Source organism: Gordonia tangerina (assembly GCF_021556435.1).
Classification (GTDB): Bacteria; Actinomycetota; Actinomycetes; order Mycobacteriales; family Mycobacteriaceae; genus Gordonia; species Gordonia tangerina.
Genome location: NZ_JAKGCU010000019.1, coordinates 1 through 18,315, shown reverse-complemented (window position 1 = coordinate 18,315; position 18,315 = coordinate 1). Strand labels below are relative to the sequence as shown.

General features: G+C 68.2%; 8 protein-coding genes. 4 read left to right on the top strand and 4 right to left on the bottom strand.

Translation table 11 applies throughout. The annotated features are described in order from the left end of the window. Positions 1 to 41: 41 nt before the first annotated feature. The 4 genes from L1892_RS17730 to rplN are packed head-to-tail and all read right to left on the bottom strand — an operon-like array spanning position 42 to position 1,500. Positions 42 to 227 carry a type Z 30S ribosomal protein S14 gene (locus L1892_RS17730; RefSeq protein ID WP_160900647.1) on the bottom strand — a complete coding sequence of 62 codons (186 nt, stop codon included), beginning with the start codon at positions 225 to 227 and terminating at the stop codon, positions 42 to 44. Position 228: 1 nt separating this feature from the next. Continuing rightward, positions 229 to 810: a 50S ribosomal protein L5 gene (gene rplE, locus L1892_RS17725; RefSeq protein WP_235724967.1), complete on the bottom strand. Its 582-nt coding sequence runs from the start codon at positions 808 to 810 to the stop codon at positions 229 to 231. 2 nt (positions 811 to 812) lie between these two features. Further along, the gene (gene rplX, locus L1892_RS17720; protein ID WP_235724966.1) at positions 813 to 1,130 is read right to left on the bottom strand and encodes a 50S ribosomal protein L24; all 318 of its coding nucleotides are present in this window, start codon (positions 1,128 to 1,130) and stop codon (positions 813 to 815) included. A 1-nt stretch (position 1,131) separates the two neighbouring features. Next, positions 1,132 to 1,500, bottom strand: a complete 369-nt coding sequence (gene rplN / locus L1892_RS17715; protein WP_235724965.1) for a 50S ribosomal protein L14 — start codon at positions 1,498 to 1,500, stop codon at positions 1,132 to 1,134. Between the two features lie 410 nt (positions 1,501 to 1,910). Between rplN and L1892_RS17710 the strand changes: the two genes are divergently transcribed. The 4 genes from L1892_RS17710 to L1892_RS17695 are packed head-to-tail and all read left to right on the top strand — an operon-like array spanning position 1,911 to position 18,003. Next, positions 1,911 to 15,896 (top strand): non-ribosomal peptide synthetase, encoded by a 13,986-nt coding sequence (locus L1892_RS17710; RefSeq protein WP_372475187.1) that lies wholly within the window; start codon positions 1,911 to 1,913, stop codon positions 15,894 to 15,896. A 22-nt stretch (positions 15,897 to 15,918) separates the two neighbouring features. Then, positions 15,919 to 16,161, top strand: coding sequence for an MbtH family protein (locus L1892_RS17705; protein WP_235724964.1), 243 nt, complete (start codon positions 15,919 to 15,921; stop codon positions 16,159 to 16,161). After that, positions 16,139 to 17,224: an ABC transporter ATP-binding protein gene (locus tag L1892_RS17700; RefSeq protein ID WP_235724963.1), complete on the top strand. Its 1,086-nt coding sequence runs from the start codon at positions 16,139 to 16,141 to the stop codon at positions 17,222 to 17,224. The genes L1892_RS17705 and L1892_RS17700 overlap by 23 nt, the downstream gene beginning before the upstream one ends. Further along, entirely contained in the window at positions 17,224 to 18,003 is a 780-nt protein-coding gene (locus L1892_RS17695; protein ID WP_235724962.1) for an ABC transporter permease, read from the top strand. Before L1892_RS17700 ends, L1892_RS17695 begins: the two co-directional genes overlap by 1 nt. The last annotated feature ends 312 nt before the right edge of the window (positions 18,004 to 18,315 follow it).

The following is an 18,315-nucleotide window of genomic DNA, read 5'->3' as shown; positions in this document are numbered from 1 at the left end:
TTACCGGCGTGTAGCGCCGGTTGGTACTACGGGATCGGGAGTTACCAGCTGGACTTCTGCACGCCCGGGAGCTCGCCGGCGTGCGCCATGTCGCGCAGGCACACGCGGCACAGACCGAACTTGCGGAACACCGAGTGCGGACGACCGCACTTGTTGCACCGGGTGTAGGCCCGCACGGCGAACTTGGGCTTCTTGTTGGCCTTGTTGACCAGAGCCTTCTTTGCCATGTCAGTTCTCCTTCACGGAGTTGTCTTTGAACGGGAAGCCCAGGTGACGCAGCAGCGCGCGGCCTTCCTCGTCGTTGGTCGCCGTGGTCACGACGGTGATGTCCATACCGCGCGGCCGGTCGATCTTGTCGATGTTGATCTCGTGGAACATCGACTGCTCGTTGAGGCCGAACGTGTAGTTGCCGTTGCCGTCGAACTGGCGATCGGAGAGTCCGCGGAAGTCGCGGATACGCGGCAGTGCGATGGACACGAGACGGTCCAGGAACTCCCACATCCGGTCGCCGCGCAGCGTGGCGCGGGCACCGATCGGCATGCCCTCACGCAGCTTGAACTGCGCGATGGACTTGCGGGCGCGCCGGATCTCCGGGCGCTGACCGGTGATCAGCGCGAGGTCCTCGACGGCACCGTTGATCAGCTTGGCGTCGCGGGCGGCGTCGCCGACACCCATGTTCACGACGACCTTGACCACGCCGGGGATCTGCATGACGTTGGCGTAGTCGAACTCGGTGTTGAGCGCGTCCTTGATCTCCTCGCGGTAGCGAGTCTTCAGGCGCGGCTGGGTCTTGGTTTCAGTAGAAGTCATGATCAGATGTCCTTCCCGTTCTTGCGGGAAATACGGACCTTCTTGCCGGACTCCTCGTCCACGCGGTAGCCCACGCGGGTCGGGTTTCCGTCGGAGTCCACGACCATCACGTTCGACACGTGGATCGGGGCCTCCTGGGTCACGATGCCGCCGGAGGATGCGCCACGCTCGTTGGCCGAGGCGGCGGTGTGCTTCTTGATGCGGTTGACGCCCTCGACCAGAACTCGCTGCTCCTGCGGGAAGGCCTGGATGACCTTGCCCTTGGCGCCCTTGTCCTTGCCCGAGATGACGATCACGGTGTCACCCTTGTGCACCTTCATGTCAGATCACCTCCGGTGCCAGCGACACGATCTTCATGAACTTCTTCTCACGCAGCTCACGGCCGACCGGGCCGAAGATGCGGGTCCCGCGGGGATCGCTCTCACCCTTGAGGATGACGGCCGCGTTCTCGTCGAAGCGGATGTAGCTGCCGTCCGAACGGCGGCGCTCCTTGGAGGTGCGCACGACGACGGCCTTGACGACCTCGCCCTTCTTCACGTTGCCACCGGGGATGGCGTCCTTGACAGTGGCGACGATCACATCACCAATGCCGGCATAGCGCCGCGAGGAACCGCCGAGCACGCGGATGCAGAGGATTTCCTTTGCTCCGGTGTTGTCGGCGACCCGCAGGCGAGATTCCTGCTGAATCACTCGTTGTCTCCTTGACCTGGACTTGTATGCCCGCCGGATTGCCGACCCGACGCACACGGTCTGCTGCCCACCGGACACGCGCCTGCCTGGGGTTTTCGTCTTCCGACGGCCATCCCAGTGGGTTCGCGAGCCGATTTGCGGCACGTCGGTGCCGCAGGCAACCCCACAAGTGTAGGGGAAACCGCAGGTGGGGACCAAATCCGTGGAGCACTCCACGTGCGCAGACATTTTCACGACAGGTTACCGGGTCAAGCCGGCGCGATTCCGCATGCTCTCGGCGCGATTCCGGAATCTGTCGGCGGGGCCGGAAAGCAGACCAATCCGCCCACCCTTCGCCACGCGAAGTACCCGCAGACGGCACACATGGTCGGCCACCCGGCCGATGGCACCGCCGAGACGAGGAGGACTGCGTGACCACCGACAACGTCATCCGCACCGATGCCCACTCCGCCGACGGCCTCGGCGCACCGCTGTCGATGACCGCCGCCCAGCGCGGCATCTACTACGCCCAGCAACTCGACCCCGATGTGCCGATGGCGGTGGCGGCCTTCGCCGAGTTCCGCGACGCGGTCGACGGGGACATCACGCAGCGCGCCGTCGCCGTGACCTGCGACGAGACCGAATCGGGACTGCTGCGCCTGGTGGACGCCGGCGACGACGAACCGCACGTGGTGGTGGACCGCACCCGCACGGTCACCCTGGGGCGACGTGACTTCAGCGCGGCCGACGATCCACGTGCGGCGGCGATGACCTGGATCGACGAGCATCGGTCCCAGGTCACCGACCTGTTCACCGATCCGCTGCTCGAGACCTATCTGCTGCGCCTCGGCGACAGACATCACATTTGGTACTGCTGGGGTCACCACCTGGCGTTCGACGGGTACGCGGCGATGTACATGATGCTGCGCGTCGCACAGCACTACACCGCAATCGTCGACGGCGACGAAGCCCCGCCGGCCGACATCGCCTCGATGGCCGACATCGCCGCACTCGACGCCGAGTACCGGTCGTCCGATCAGTTCGACCGGGACCGCGCGCACTGGGCGGCCACCCTGCTCGATGATGCGCATGCGGGCGGCGACAGTGGGCAACTGCCCGAGATCACGTCGCTGTCGTCGGCGACCGCGGCAGCCGCGCCGACCGCAACCGTGCGGGCGCACACCCTGCCGCGGGCGTTGGTCGACCGCATCCGTGCCCGCGCCACCGAACACGGTGTGCGCGCCGCGTCGGTGATCACTGCCGCGGTCGCCGCCTACCTGGCACGGCTCAACGACCGCGACACGACCATGCTGAGCCTGCCGATGGCTGCCCGCGACCGCGACATCCTGCGGACCTCGGCCGGCCTGACCTCCAACGTCGTGCCGGTGCGCGCACGCATCGACGGTGGTGCGCAACCGGTGTCCGTCGCCGACCTCCTGGGATCGGTGAACCGTGAGATCAAACAGGCCGTGCGCCACCAGAAGTTCCGCCACGAGGACATCACCGGCGATGTGCTCGGCGCCCCCGGGGGCCGACGTGGCTTCTTCGGCCCGATGGTCAACGTGATGCTGTTCTTCGAGCACATCGATTTCGGCACCCTGCGCGGCGAACTGAATGTCCTGTCCACCGGCCCGGTCGAGGATGCGTCGGTCAATGTCTATGACGGCTTCACCGGCGGGATGCGGCTCGATCTCGAGGCCAATCCGAATGTCTACTCACCATGGGAGATCCGCACCCACCATGGGCGAATCGTGGAGTTCCTGGAGCGGTTCGTCACGGCCGACCCGGCAACCGCGGTCGGCGACCTCGCGGTGATGGGTGATGAAGAAGCCCGCACCGTGGCACACACGGCTATCGGGGAGCCCGTCGACCTCGGCGACACTACCCTGCTCGATCTGCTCTCCGATGCCGCCGGCCGTCACGGTCGCCGGGCAGCTTTGCTCGACGATTCTCCCGTCTCCGATTCCCCCGTCTCCGAGTACACCGTCTCCGAGTCCCCTGTCTCCGAGTACACCGACCACATCGGCGCGACAATCGGTCAGCTCAGCTACGCCGAATTGACCGCGCGCGCCGAAGCCGTCGCGGCGGGCCTGCGGGCCCGCGGTGTCGGGCCGGAGAGTGTGGTCGGCGTGGCGTTGCCCCGCAGCATCGACCAGGTGGTGGCGCTGCACGCGACGATCCGCGCCGGTGGTGCCTTTCTGCCCATCGACCCGGACGAACCTGCCGAACGACTCGGTCACATCATGTCGACCGCCCGACCGACCCTGGTGATCGGCGCCCTCGGCCGCCCACAGACCACCGACCCGACTGTCGAGACCGTCACCCTGTCCGGTCTCGCCGACCACTCCGCGGCTCCGGCGGTCACCACCCGCGCCGCCCGTCGCCGCGTACGCGACTCCCTACGCGGCGATCACCCCGCCTACGTCCTGTTCACCTCTGGGTCGACCGGAAAACCCAAGGGTGTCATGATCTCCCACCGGGCGATCGTCAACCGCCTGCGCTGGATGCAGTCGCGCTACACCCTCACCCCCGACGACCGGGTCCTGCAGAAGACCCCCGCCACCTTTGACGTGTCGGTGTGGGAGTTCTTCTGGCCGTTGGTGTCCGGTGCATCACTGGTGATCCCGCGCCCGGACGGGCACCGCGATCCGTGGTATCTGCGGGACGTGATCGCAGCGACACAGATCACCACCGTCCACTTCGTCCCGTCGATGCTGTCCACCTTCTCCGCCGCTCACGGCGACGACGCGGCCGCGACTCACGACGATCTGGGCTCGCTGCGGCAGATCTTCACCAGCGGGGAGGCGTTGACGCCGGAGACCGTCGGCGCCACCGCCACGCTCACCGATGCACCGATCCACAACCTCTATGGGCCCACCGAGGCCGCGATCGACGTGACCTTTCACGACCGCTGCGCCACCGACGACAGCACGGTGCCGATCGGTACTCCGGTATGGAACACCGCCGCATACGTGCTCGACCACCGTCTGCGACCGCAACCGATCGGAGCGGTCGGCGAACTGTATCTGTCCGGCGTGCAACTCGCGCGGGGCTACACCGGCCGCGCGGATCTGACTGCGGGACGATTCGTCGCCGACCCGCACGGTGGCGGCGACCGCCTCTACCGCACCGGGGATCTGGTCCGGCGCCGTCCCGACGGCGAACTGGAGTATCTCGGGCGCAGTGACTCCCAGGTCAAGATCCGCGGCCAGCGAGTCGAGCTCGGTGAGGTGGAAGCCGCCCTGAGCACACTGAGTGGCGTCCGCTCGGCAGCCGTCCTCATCCGCGACGACGTCGTCGCCGGTGAACAGACGCTCGTCGGGTACGTGATCGGCGACAACGACCTCGGTGACCGTGATCTCCGCGTCGAACTCGGCGACCGGCTCCCCGAGCACATGATCCCCACCGCCATCGTGGTGCTCGACGAGCTGCCCACCACACCCAACGGGAAGCTCGACCGGCGTGCGCTGCCGGCGCCCGCGTATCGCGACGCCGGAGAGTACGTCGCCCCGACGGCACCGCTGGACGCGCTGGTCGCCGACACTGTCTCCGCCGTCCTGGGCGTGGACCGGATCTCGATGACCGATAGCTTCTTCGACATCGGTGGCAACTCGTTGTCGGCGACCCGGGTCGCGGCACGCCTGACCCGATCGACGGGCCACCGCGTGGGTATCCGGACCCTGTTCGACGCCAAGGACATCGCGGGTATCGCCGACGCCGTCCGGTCGCTCGGTGTCGACGAGACCGTGCTCGCCGACGCGCCCGCGCCGGACGTCGCGACTGCCGACATCGCTTCTGCCGACCTCCCTGCCGGGCCCGTCCCGCTCTCGCCGGCGGCCACCCGACTCTGGCTGACCAACCGGATGGAGACCACCGACGCCGCGACCTACAACATCCCGTTCACGGTCCGGCTGGTCGGCGAGCTCGACACCGACGCCCTGGCGGAGGCGATGCGCGATGTCGTCGCCCGGCATGAACCGTTGCGCACCCGCGTGACCGAACACGCCGGGACCCCGTACGCCGACGTGATCGACGCAGCCGACGTGGATCTCCGGGTTCCGGTGCTCGACGCCGAGGCGGCCTCGCCGGTGACCGAATTCGCTTCGGCACCATTCGACCTCGCCGCCGACCTGCCGATCCGGGCACGAATCATCCGTACCGGCGACGCCGACCACCATCTGACCGTGGTGATCCATCACATCGCCGCCGATGGCTGGTCGCTGGCACCACTGGCCACCGATCTCGCGCAGGCCTATCGTGCCCGTCGCGATGGTGCGGCACCCGACTTCGTCGCGCTCCCACTGACCTACTCTCAGGTCAGTGCCCGGCGACACGCACAACTCGCCGACACCGTGGCCGAGGACCTCGGCTTCTGGTCTGCCGAACTGGCCGATGCGCCGCGCGAGACCGAACTGCCTTTCGATCGCCCACGTCCCCGCGTTCCCGATGCGACCGGCGGCCTGCTGCACGCCGGCCTCGAACCGGCTGTGCACCAGAAGGTCCGAGACATCGCCGAAGCCCACGGGTCGACGGTGTTCATGGTGTGCCACGCGCTGGTGGCGACGCTGCTGCGCAGCATGAGCCAGACCTCCGACATCTCTGTCGGCACGCCGGTCTCCGGCCGCGGCGACGCCGAGGTGGACGCGATGGTCGGGATGTTCGTCAACACCGTCGTCCTCCGGACCGACGTGGCCAAGGACAGCTCGTTCGCCGAGCTGCTGACGCACGTCCGCGACCGAGACCTTGCTGCGTTCGAGCATGCCGACCTGCCGTTCGACCGGCTGGTGACCGAACTCAACCCGGACCGGGGTAACTCGCATCCGCTCTTTCAGGTGTCCGTGGCACTCGAGGACAGCTCCGCCATCGACGTGGACTTCGCCGGACTGGCGGCCACCGCATCGCGGATCGACACCGGACACACCAAATTCGACTTGCAGTTCACCTTCACCGAGCATCGCGCCGCCGACGGCGGACCGGGCGGAATGAGCATCGAACTCGGTTATGCTGCAGCATTGTTCGACCGTTCGACCATCACCGGACTGAGCACCAGGTTGCGTCGCCTGATCACCGCGGTCCTCGCCGACCCGCAGGTCACCATCGGCGACGTCTCGCTGCTGGAACCGATTGAGCGACTCGATCTGGTTCCCGCCGTGGGCGCCGGGAAGCGCCCGGTCGAGCACCTGTCCCGCATCCTGACGACCGCCGTCGACGCCGAACCGCACCGGGTGGCCGTCACCGACGGCACCCGCGCACTCACCTATTCCGAACTCGACGCCGCCGCCAACCGGCTGGCCCGACTGCTGCTCACGCTCGGAGCGGGACCCGAGAGGTTCGTCGCCGTGTCGATGCCGCGCGGCGTCGACTGGATCGTCACACTCTGGGCGATCGCCCGCACCGGCGCGGCGTGGGTCCCGGTGGATCCGGAGTATCCCGCCGAGCGCATCGCCTTCATGATCGATGACTCCGGCGCAGAACTGGTGGTGACCACCCGCGACAGCGACCCCGGCGTCGAGCGAGCACACACCGTGCTCCTCGACGACGACGGGATCCGTGCCGAGCTCGACGAACTCGACGCGACGGCGCCGACCGACACGGACCGCCACGCGCCGCTCGACGTCGACCATCCAGCGTATCTGATCTACACCTCGGGCACCACCGGCACCCCGAAGGGTGTCGTGGTCAATCACCGAGGCATCGCCGACTTCGCCGCCGAGGAGGTGCGCGCATTCGGTCTGAGCCCCGAGAGCCGGACCCTGCAACTGGCCTCCCCCAGCTTCGACGCCTCGGTTCTCGAACTGCTGATGGCCGTGTCCGCGGCGGCCACCATGCATGTCGCACCGTCCGGGGTCGTCGGTGGGCGTGAACTCGCCGAACTGCTGCGGGCACATCGCATCACCCACGCATTCCTGACGCCGTCGTTGTTGTCGACGATGGATCCCGATGAGCTCCCGGACCTTCGGACGCTCGTCATCGGTGGCGAGCACCCCAACCCGGAGGTCGTGCGGCGATGGTCGGCCCGCCGGGCCCTGTTCAACGCGTACGGGCCCACCGAGACCACCGTGGTCGCCACCATGTCCGGTGAGATCGACCCAGGCGACGAAATCCTCACCATCGGCCGTCCGATCCGCGGGATTGCCGCGATGGTGCTGGACGAACGGTTGCAGCCGGTCGCACCCGGGTCGGTCGGCGAACTCTACATCGCCGGCCCGCACCTGGCCCGTGGGTACCACGGGGTGCGACCGCTGACCTCGAAACGCTTCGTCGCCAACCCCTATGGCGATCCCGGCGACCGCATGTACCGCACCGGCGACCTGGTGCGGTGGACCAGTGACACACCGGAACCGACCGGACGCCGACTGGAGTTCCGTGGCCGTGCCGACCATCAGATCAAGATCCGCGGCCACCGGATCGAACTCGGCGAGATCGACGCCGCCCTCGTCAACGACGACCTGGTGACCGCCGCGGTGGCCACCACCGTCGGCGCTCCGTCGACGGCCCGGCTCGTCGCCTACGTCACCCTCACCGGGGCCGCCCGCGACGCCGGCGGCGACGTGACAGCCGACATCCGAGCTCGTCTGGCGCAGCGGTTGCCCCGGCACATGATCCCGTCGGCGATCATCGAACTCGACGAGATCCCCACCACCCCGATCGGCAAGGTCGATCTCCGGGCGCTGCCCGACCCGGCGTCACTCGGCATCGACACCGACACGAGCTATGTGGCGCCACGTACCGCCGCCGAACGGTCGGTGGCCACACTGCTGGCCGAACAGCTGGGCCTCGACGTCTCCGAGATCGGCCGCGACCACGACTTCTTCGATCTGGGCGGCAACTCGTTGTCGGCGACCCAACTGGTGGGCGGTCTCGAGCAGATCGCCGGGCGCCGGGTGAGCGTGCGAGAAGTGTTCGAGCACTCCACCGTCGCCGCGATGGCCCGTCTTGCCGCGGACGTCGGCGACCGGGCACCGGCCGAATCGGGTACCACCGACAGCAACCCGGTCGACCAGGCGACGGACACACATCCGCTCTCCCAGCTGCGCCACGATCCCGACGCCGTGGTGGCCCCCGGACCGGCGCAGCAGCAGCTCTGGTTCCTCAACCGCCTGGCACGCGACGAACAGGCCGGTGGCGAGGCGGGCGGCACGGAGATGTCAGCCAGTGCCTACAACATCGCGTTCGCGCTCGACCTGCGTGGCGACCTCGACGTCGAAGCGCTCGGTGGCGCCGTGCGCCATGCGGTGGCGCGCCACGAACCGTTGCGCACCGTCTACCCCGAACACGACGGCCGCCCAGTGATGGAGATCCGATCGGCCGACGAGGTCGTGAGTGCGTTCACCACCGTCGTCACCGACGATGCGGGCGCCGACGCCGACGCCGCTGTGCTGGCGCGTCGTGGTTTCGATCTCACCACCGAGGCGCCGATCCGAATCGCGCTGCACCGCATCGAGAACGGACGGGATGGCGGGGCCCTTCGTGACACTCGGCTGGCGCCTCGCTCCTCACCGACCAGCGAATCGGGCGAACAACACCACAAGCTGACCATCGTCGTGCACCACATCGCTGCCGACGGTTGGTCGATGACGCCGCTGGCGCGTGACATCGCCGGGGCGTACGCGGACCTGCGGGCCGGTCGATCACCGGCGCAGCGTCCACTTTCGGTCGGTTACCGCGACTATCTGCGGTGGCAGGCCGAGAATCTGGGTGTCGACCCGCAGCGCGGTCTGTCGATCGACGCGCACGGGATCGACGGGCAGGACGGGACGCGGCAGGCCGAACTGGCCGACTGGTGGCGTCGCGAACTCGACGGGATCGACACCGCCCCCGTCCTGCTCCCCGACCACGTCGAGGGGGCCGACGACGAGCCACACACCGGCGTCGTGGACGTGGCTTTCGACGCCGGACTGCGAAGCAGCCTGCGTGATCTCGCCGACGGCAAGGCCACCGACTTCATGACCGTGCACACCGTGTTCGCCGCCCTGCTGCATCGGCTGCACTCCGACCCAGACGTCCACGTCACGGGCGATCGCGCCGATGTGGTGATCGGGACCCCGGTTGCCGGGCGCAATGATCCGCGACTGTCCGATCTCGTCGGGATGTTCGTCAACTCGGTGGTGTTGCGCACCCCGATCGACGGTTCGGCCACCTTCGGTGAGTTGCTCGACACCGTGCGTCGGTGCGACCTGGAGGCGTTGTCGCAGGCCGACCTGCCATTCGAGCAGGTTGTCGCGGCGGTCAATCCTCCACGCAACGGCCGTCATCCGCTGTTCGGTGTGGTCCTGGCCTTCGATGCCGAGACCACCGACGGGCGCACACCGTCAGGTCCGATGCTCGAACTCGACGGTCTGGCGGTCGAGGCGCAGGAGGTCGACACCGGTTCGGCACGTTTTGATCTCGAGTTACGCATACGCGGCGACCGGGCACGTTTCACTTATGCCGGTGACGTATTGAGCCGTGAGCGCGTGCGCCGCATCGCCGATGCATTCGTGTCGCTGGCCCGGCAGATCGTCGCCGACCCCGATCGTCGGATCGACGACCACGTTCTCGGTGTGCAGCCTGAGGTGGCCGCGCCGACCACGCAGCCGCGGCACCTCGCCGACATTCTCGAGGCTTGTGCCCACGAGCATCCGGCGCGGACTGCCATCGAAGCGGGCACCGACTCCATCGACTACCGCGATCTCGACGAACGCTCGGCGGCATGGGCGCGCCATCTGATCGACCTGGGTATCGGCACCGACGACGTCATCGCGATCGCCTTGGAACGCTCGATCGAATCCGTTGTCGCCGTGTGGGCGGTCGCCAAGGCGGGCGCCGCGGCGCTGCCCATCGATCCCGGCTATCCCGCCGACCGGGTGACCCACATGCTGGCCGACTCCGGCGCCATCCTGGGCATCACGGCCGCCGCGCATTTCGGCACACTGCCGCACCACCTCTGGTGGATCGGTCCCGAGGCACTGGATTCCGGTCGGGGTACATCGCGAGTCACCGCGCGCGGACCGCGCCACATCGACAGCGCGGCCTACGTCATCTACACGTCGGGCTCGACCGGAACACCCAAGGGCGTCTGCGTCACCCACCGCGGATTGGCGGCGTTCGCCGCGTCGCAGCGGGAGCTCTATCAGGTGACTCCCGAGAGCCGTACCCTGCACTTCGCGTCACCGAGTTTCGATGCCGCGATGCTGGAACTGCTCCTCGCGGTCGAGGCAGGCGCCACCATGGTCATCGCACCACCTACGGTGTACGGCGGTGACGAACTCGTCGATTTGCTCGACACGCAGGCGGTCACGCACGCGTTCATCACGCCGGCCGCGTTGTCGGCGGCCGCTCCCCGCGAGTTGCCCGCGTTGCAGACCCTCGGTGTCGGCGGCGAGGCGTCACCGCCGGAACTGGTGGAACGCTGGGCTCCGGGTCGCCGCTATCTCAACTGCTACGGCCCCACCGAGACCACGATCGTCGCCACGATGTCGCACCCGTTGACGCCCGGTGACGAGATCACCATCGGCACACCGGTCGACGACGCGACCGCCCTGGTGTTGGACCACCGGCTGTGTCCGGTCGCCGACCGCGTGCCCGGCGAGCTGTACCTGGTCGGTCCTGGCGTGGCGCGTGGCTATCTCAACCGCACGGAGGCCACCACGACCCGGTTCGTCGCCGCCCCCGGCGGTAGCGGCACGGTCATGTACCGGACCGGTGACATCGTGAGCCGACGCGGCGACGGTGCGCTGATCTACCACGGCCGCACCGACAATCAGGTCAAGGTCCGTGGTTTCCGGATCGAACTCGACGAGGTGGACGCCGCGTTGGGCCGCCATCGGGCAGTCGACTGGGCCGGCACACTGGTCGTGGGCAGCGGCGCCGAAGCCGCGTTGGCCGCGTACGTGACGCTGCGAGATGATCTGGCGGCCGGTGACCGACCCGAGGGTGCCGACATTCTCGACACCGTCCGGGGACGTCTACCCGCGCAGATGGTCCCGGCGTCGGTCACCGTCATCGATCAGATCCCGCTGACCCGCAACGGCAAGCTGGATCGCGCGGCTCTGCCCACGCCGAACCGCCATCGGCGGTCGGTGCCCGGCCGGGCACCGGCATCCGCGGCCGAACACGTGGTGGCGCGAGTGATCGCCGAGGTGCTTGGCCACGGCGAGGTGGCAGCCGACGACGACTTCTTCGCACTCGGCGGCACGTCGCTGCAGGCGACCACCGTGACCAGCCGGCTCAACCACCTCCATCGGGGCGAACCGCTGCGCGTCCGAGAGGTCTTCGACCACCCGAGGATCGCCGATCTGGCCGATCGCGTCGACATTGACCCGGAGCGGGCCGAGGTCGATGTGACCCCGGCAGCCCCCGCGGGACCGCCGGCCGAGCGGCCGTCGACCGTACCCCTGGCACCGGTGCAGCGGCGCCTCTGGTCGATCACACGTGCCGCGCCCGACTCGGTGCAGTACACGATCCCGCTGGCCCTGCGGTTGCATGGTGAGCTGTCGGTCGATGCCCTGCGCGGCGCCCTGACCGATGTCGTGTCGCGACACACCGCACTGCGCACGGTGTATCCGATCCGCGACGGTCGGCCTGTCGGCGTGGTGCTCGACGAACCGGCCGACGTCATCGGGGCACTCCGCGTGCACCGACACGCAGATCCGTCCGGGGTGGCCGACGAACTCGCCGCGCGACCGTTCGATCTGACCCTCGACGCACCGTTGCGCGTTGCGGTGGCCGCTGCCGGCACCGGGGAACACGTGCTGGTGCTCGCCGTACACCACATCGCCGCGGACGGGGCGTCGTTGCCGGTACTCGTCGGCGACCTGCTGACCGCTTACCGGGAACGAATCGACGGCCGTACCGATCCGTGGCCCCCCGCCGATGTCGACTTCCGCGACTACGCGCAACGCGTCGGCGACGACCGTCCCGAGGATCAGGTGGCGTACTGGGTGAATCGACTCGCCGGCGCACCGACCGAGACGACCCTGCCCGTCTCCGACGGCGGCACCGACCGGGATCGGCGGATCGAAGGGGATCGCACCGACGACGATTCCGGTGCCGTCACCACCGTTGCCTTCGACGACGATGTGCGTAGCGGGCTGGCCGACTTCGTCCGCGACCACCACACCACCGCATTCTCGGTACTGCACACCGCCCTGACGATCCTGTTGCACCGCATGGGACTCGGCCGGGATCTGGTGATCGGCACGCCGGTTGCCAACCGGTCGCCGCGGTCGGGAACCGATCTCGACTTCTCCCGAGTGGTGGGGATGTTCGTGAACACCCTTGCGCTGCGCACTCAGATCGAACCGAGCGGCAGCGTCGCCGACCTCGTCGCCGCGGTCCGCGACGACGACCTCGCTGCGCTCGACAACCGCGACGTGCCCTTCGACGACGTGGTCAGCGAAGTCAACCCACCTCGCGAGGCCGGACGGCATCCGTTGTTCCAGATCGCGTTGTCGGTGCACGACTTCGCCGACGGCATCGATGGCACCTCGCTGTCGGTCGACACCGGTCTCGACGTCGACGTGTCCGAGGTGGACACGGGCACAGCGAAGTTCGATCTGCAGTTCACCGTCACCGGGATGAGCCCGGACGCCGACAACGCAGCCCTCGAGGTGTCCTATGCGGCGGCACGCTATCGCCGCGACGAGGTAGAGATGCTCGTCATGCGCCTCATGCGGGTGCTGCGGGCGATGCTGTGCGACCCGCAGCGCCTCGTCGGCGACATCCGGGTCACCGATCCACTCGAGGTCGCGCGGCTGTCGCCGATGACCGGTCCGACGCCCGCGGCACCGGCCACCTTCGACGCCCTGCTCGACGAGGCGGTGCGGCGCAACCCGGACGGTTGCGCAGCGATCACCGAGGACGCATCGATCACCTACGCCGAACTCGACGCGCGCGCCAACCGACTCGCCCGCGTCCTGCTCGGCCGCGGGATCGGCGCTGATCCCGCGTCCGTGGACCTCGCGGCGGCCGAACCTGTGGTGGCCATGGCCGTACCCCGGTCCATCGATGCGCTGGTCGCGATCTGGGCGATCGTCCGGTCCGGCGCCGCCTACGTGCCGATCGACCCGACGTATCCGGCAGATCGGATCGCGCACATGCTCGCCGACAGCGGCGCCCGCCTGGTGGTGACCACCGAGCAGGCACGTTCGTCGGTTCCCACCGATGCCGGCACACCGGTTGTCGTACTCGACGATCCCGCTGTTCGAACCCGCATCGGTCATTCGTCGCCCGCGCCGCTCGGCCCCGGCGAACGGATCGCACCGATCCGGACCGATCAATTGGCGTACATGATCTACACCTCCGGGTCGACCGGCAGGCCCAAGGGCGTGCTGGTACCACACTCGGGGCTGCGGGCGGTGCGCGACGAGCTGCGCGACCGGATGGCACCCAACATGTCCTCACGGGTCCTGCATTTCGCTTCCCCCAGCTTCGACGCGTCGGTGCTGGAGTTCTTGATGGCTGCGGCCGGGGCGTCGGCGCTGGTCATCGCGCCGACTGATGTCTACGGCGGTGAACCGTTGTCGGACTTCATCGACCGCCACGGGGTCACCCACGCGTTCATCACGCCGGCCGCAGTGGCCACCATGGATCCCCATGCGGTGCCCACCCTGGCGTCGCTGGCCATCGGCGGCGAGGCCTTCGGTGCCGAACTGGTCCGCCGTTGGGCTCCGGGCCGCACCGTCATCAACGTCTACGGACCCACTGAGACCACCGTGATCACCACCGGCAGTGACGAACTCGACGCCGACACCGAGCTCACCATCGGCACCCCGAACAACGGGGTGGGTGCACTGGTGCTCGACGAACGACTGCACCCGGTGCCGCCGGGGGTGACCGGAGAGTTGTATCTCGTCGGCGGCCAGGTCACCCGCGGCTATCACGGGCGACCGCAACTGACGTCCACGAAATTCGTTCCCGCGCCGATGGTCGCCGGCCCGAGTCACGCCGGCAACCGGATGTATCGCACCGGTGACCTGGCGTGCTGGACCGCGGACAACCGGCTGCGTTACGTCGGCCGCGACGATGATCAGGTGCAGATCCGGGGCTTCCGTGTGGAACTCGGCGAGATCGACGACGCGTTGGCCGCCGCGCCGACGGTCGACTTCGCCGCGACCATCATCGACGGGGCCGATCACGAGGGCAGCGGTCCGCCGATGATCCGCAGCTACGTGACCGCCGCCGACGGACAGACGCCGGATGTCGACGAGCTACGCCGTCAGGTTGCGACGGTCCTGCCCCGGCACATGGTCCCGTCATCGATCACCGTCCTCGAGGCGATCCCGCTCACGCCGGTCGGCAAACTCGATCGCCGGGCACTGCCGCAACCGGAGATCGTGTCCCGGTCGCGGGCACCGCGGCCGGGCACCGAGGCGACCGTGGCTGCCGTGTTCGCCGAGGTGCTCGAGATCGACGACGACGCGGTCGGTGCCGAGGAAGGGTTCTTCGACCTCGGGGGCAACTCGCTGATGGCCACCACGGTCACCACCCGACTCAGCGAGCGCTTCGGCCGCGACGTCAACGCCGGAATCCTCTTCGGCGCACCCACTCCCGCCGAGCTCGCGGCGGTGATCGACGATGCCGACAACTCCACCGGAATGGTGGATCCGTTCGCGACCCTGCTGCCGCTACGACGGCCGGCTGCCGGCGGGGATGCACACACCGGTGACGACAGTCCGCTGTTCGTGGTGCATCCGGCGATCGGCCTGTCGTGGAGTTTCACATCACTGCTGCCGCACATCGACCGCGGGCGCGCCGTCTACGGACTGCAGAACCCGATGCTGTCCGGCGGTCGGGCACCCGAGTCGATCACCGAGCTGGCCGCTCACTACGTGCAACTGATCCGTTCGGTTGCACCACAGGGGCCGTACCGGCTGCTCGGCTGGTCGCTGGGCGGGCTCATCGCCCAGGAGATGGCGGTACAATTGTCCGAGTCGGGCGACGTCGTCGACGAGCTGACATTGCTGGATTCCTTTGTCGTGGCCGATCGTCCGGGATTCGACCGGACCCCGTCGGTCGCTGAGCTGATGGCCGAATTCGGTCTGGACATCGACACCGACGACGGGCAAGAGCCGAGTATCGCCCACGCGTTGGAGTCGGTGCGCAACGCGGGTGGGCCTCTCTCGGGTCTCAGTGAGCACGAGTTCGCAGCGGTTCACCGCACGTTCCTGGCCGCGACCCCGCTGGCCGCCGACTGGCGACCGCGGACCTACGCCGGGGATGCGAGGTTCGTCACCGCCACCGCCGACCCGCCACCCGGCGGCCCGGCCGTCGACGACTGGGCGGGGCGGATCACCGGAACCGTGCGCGAGTTCGTCGTCGACTGCAGTCACGCGCGCATGTTGTTGCCGGCGAACGTCACCGCGTACGCGGCAGCCGTGGACGGGTCCGTCACATCGGACCGATCCGCGGACCCCGGTCGTCCGAACGACCAGTGACATCCATCAGCGAGGAGGACCGATGACCAATCCGTTCGACAACACCGAAGGCGTGTTCCTGGTACTCGTCAACGCCGAGAACCAGCATTCGTTGTGGCCCGAATTCGCCGCCGTCCCCGATGGCTGGACCACGGTATACGGCCCGGCCGGCCACGACGACTGTCTTGCCTACGTCGAGGAGAACTGGCGGGACATGCGACCCGCCAGCCTGATCGAAGCGATGGAACGAAGGGAGCAGGCACATGGGACGACACGCGATGCCTGAGCGGGGCACCGACGTCGCACTCCGCCTCGACGGGGTCACCAAAACGTTCCGCTCCGGGATCTTCGGTCGGGGACCGCGAGTGGAGGCGCTACGCGGCATCGACCTCGAGGTGTCGTCGGGCACCGTGCATGCGCTACTCGGCCCCAACGGCGCCGGAAAGACCACCACGGTGCGCGCGGTCGCCACGCTGATGCGGCCCGATGCCGGGTCGGTCGTCGTCGACGGTGTGGATGCACTCGCCGAACCGGACACCGTGCGCGAGATGATCGGCGTGTCCGGCCAATACGCGGCCGTCGACGGCAACCTGACGGGGTTCGAGAATCTGCGGATGGTCGCCCAGCTCTACGGGCATCGACGGAGCGTGGCGTCGCAGCGGGCGCGGGCGATGATCGCCGATCTGCGCCTCGAGGATGCAGCCGACCGACCGATGCGCACCTACTCGGGCGGTATGCGGCGACGGCTCGACCTGGCGGGTGCCCTCATCAACGAACCATCCCTGGTCATCCTCGACGAACCCACCACGGGCCTCGACCCTCGCGGACGCCGCCAGATGTGGGATGTCATCACCGAGCAGGTCGCGGCCGGTACCACCGTGCTGTTGACCACCCAGTATCTGGAGGAGGCCGACGCACTCGCGGATGAGATCACGGTGATCGACCAGGGCGCGATTCGCGCCCAGGGCACCGCTGCCGAGTTGAAAGCCACCACCGCCCAATCGATTCTGACTGTCGAACTCCGCGGACGCCACGACGAGGCTCGAGTGCGCACCGCGCTGACCGAGCTCGGACTGAGCGCCCCGCATCACGTCGACGCCCAGACCTGGACCGTCGCGGTCACCGACGGCACCCGCAGCGCGGTGGCCGCTGTCCGGGTGTGCGACGCCCTCGGCATCGACGTGCTCGACGCGACGGTGAGTACTCCGACTCTCGATGACGTGTTCCTCGACCTCACCGGCCGTGCCGACACCGACGGCAGCGAAACCCACGGCAATCGCGATCTGGGCGGCGGCGCGTCGTTCGAGCTTTCCGACGAAGCCGTCACCCAACGATTGGAGCGTGTCTGATGTTCGCCGACACCGCAGTGATCATCGAACGAAACCTGTTGACGGTCCGTCGCATCCCCACTCTGTTGATCAGCGCGACGATTCAGCCGTTGATGTTCGTCTTCCTGTTCGCGTATGTGTTCGGCGCGACGTTCGGCGGAGGCTCGTATCGGGAGTTCCTGATGGCGGGGATCTTCACCCAGACGGTGGTGTTCAATGCCGCGATCACCACCGTCGGGCTCGCCAACGACATGTCCGACGGCATCATCGATCGACTCCGCTCGTTGCCGATGTCACGTCTGGGGGTGATCGCCGGTCGGGTGAGCTCGGACATGCTGCTCGGCATCCTGGGGCTCGCGGTGATGGTGGCCTGCGGGCTCGCCATTGGCTGGCGGGTGCGTGGTAGCGCCGCCGACGCCGCGATCGCCTTCGGCATCATCGTGTTGTTCGCGCTGGCAATGGCGTGGATCGGTGCCGTCACCGGACTGGCCGCACCCAATGTCGAAGTGGCGCAGAGCATCGGCTTCTTATGGATGTTTCCGGTCACCTTCCTCTCGAGCGCGTTCATCTCCGCGCAGAGCCTGCCTGGCTTCCTGCGTCCCATCGCCGAGTGGAATCCGGTGACCGCCGTTGCCACGGCATGCCGGCAGAAGTTCGGCAACGCCTCGCCGCCGGATTTCCCCGCCCCTACCGGTTGGGTCGCCGAGCACGCCGTCGGCTATTCGATCGGGACCAGCGTGGCGATCCTCGCCATCTGTGTTCCGTTGTCGCTCATCTTGTATCGGCGTTCGACGCGCTGACGGTTGAAGTGGTCTCGATACGTCACTCACTCCGTTCGCGACTACTCGACCAGCGATGGAATCGCCCAGCCACGCCGGGGCGCGTAGCGAGACCACCGGCAGAATGGCCTTACACCCGCGAGACCACCCTCCGCTGGTCGAGTAGCGACCGAGGCGCCAGCCGAGGCCGCGTATCGAGACCACACCAGAACGGCCTTACACCCGCGAGACCACCCTCCGCTGGTCGAGTAGCGACCGAGGCGCCAGCCGAGGCCGCGTATCGAGACCACACCAGAACGGCCTTACACCCGCGAGACCACCCTCCGCTGGTCG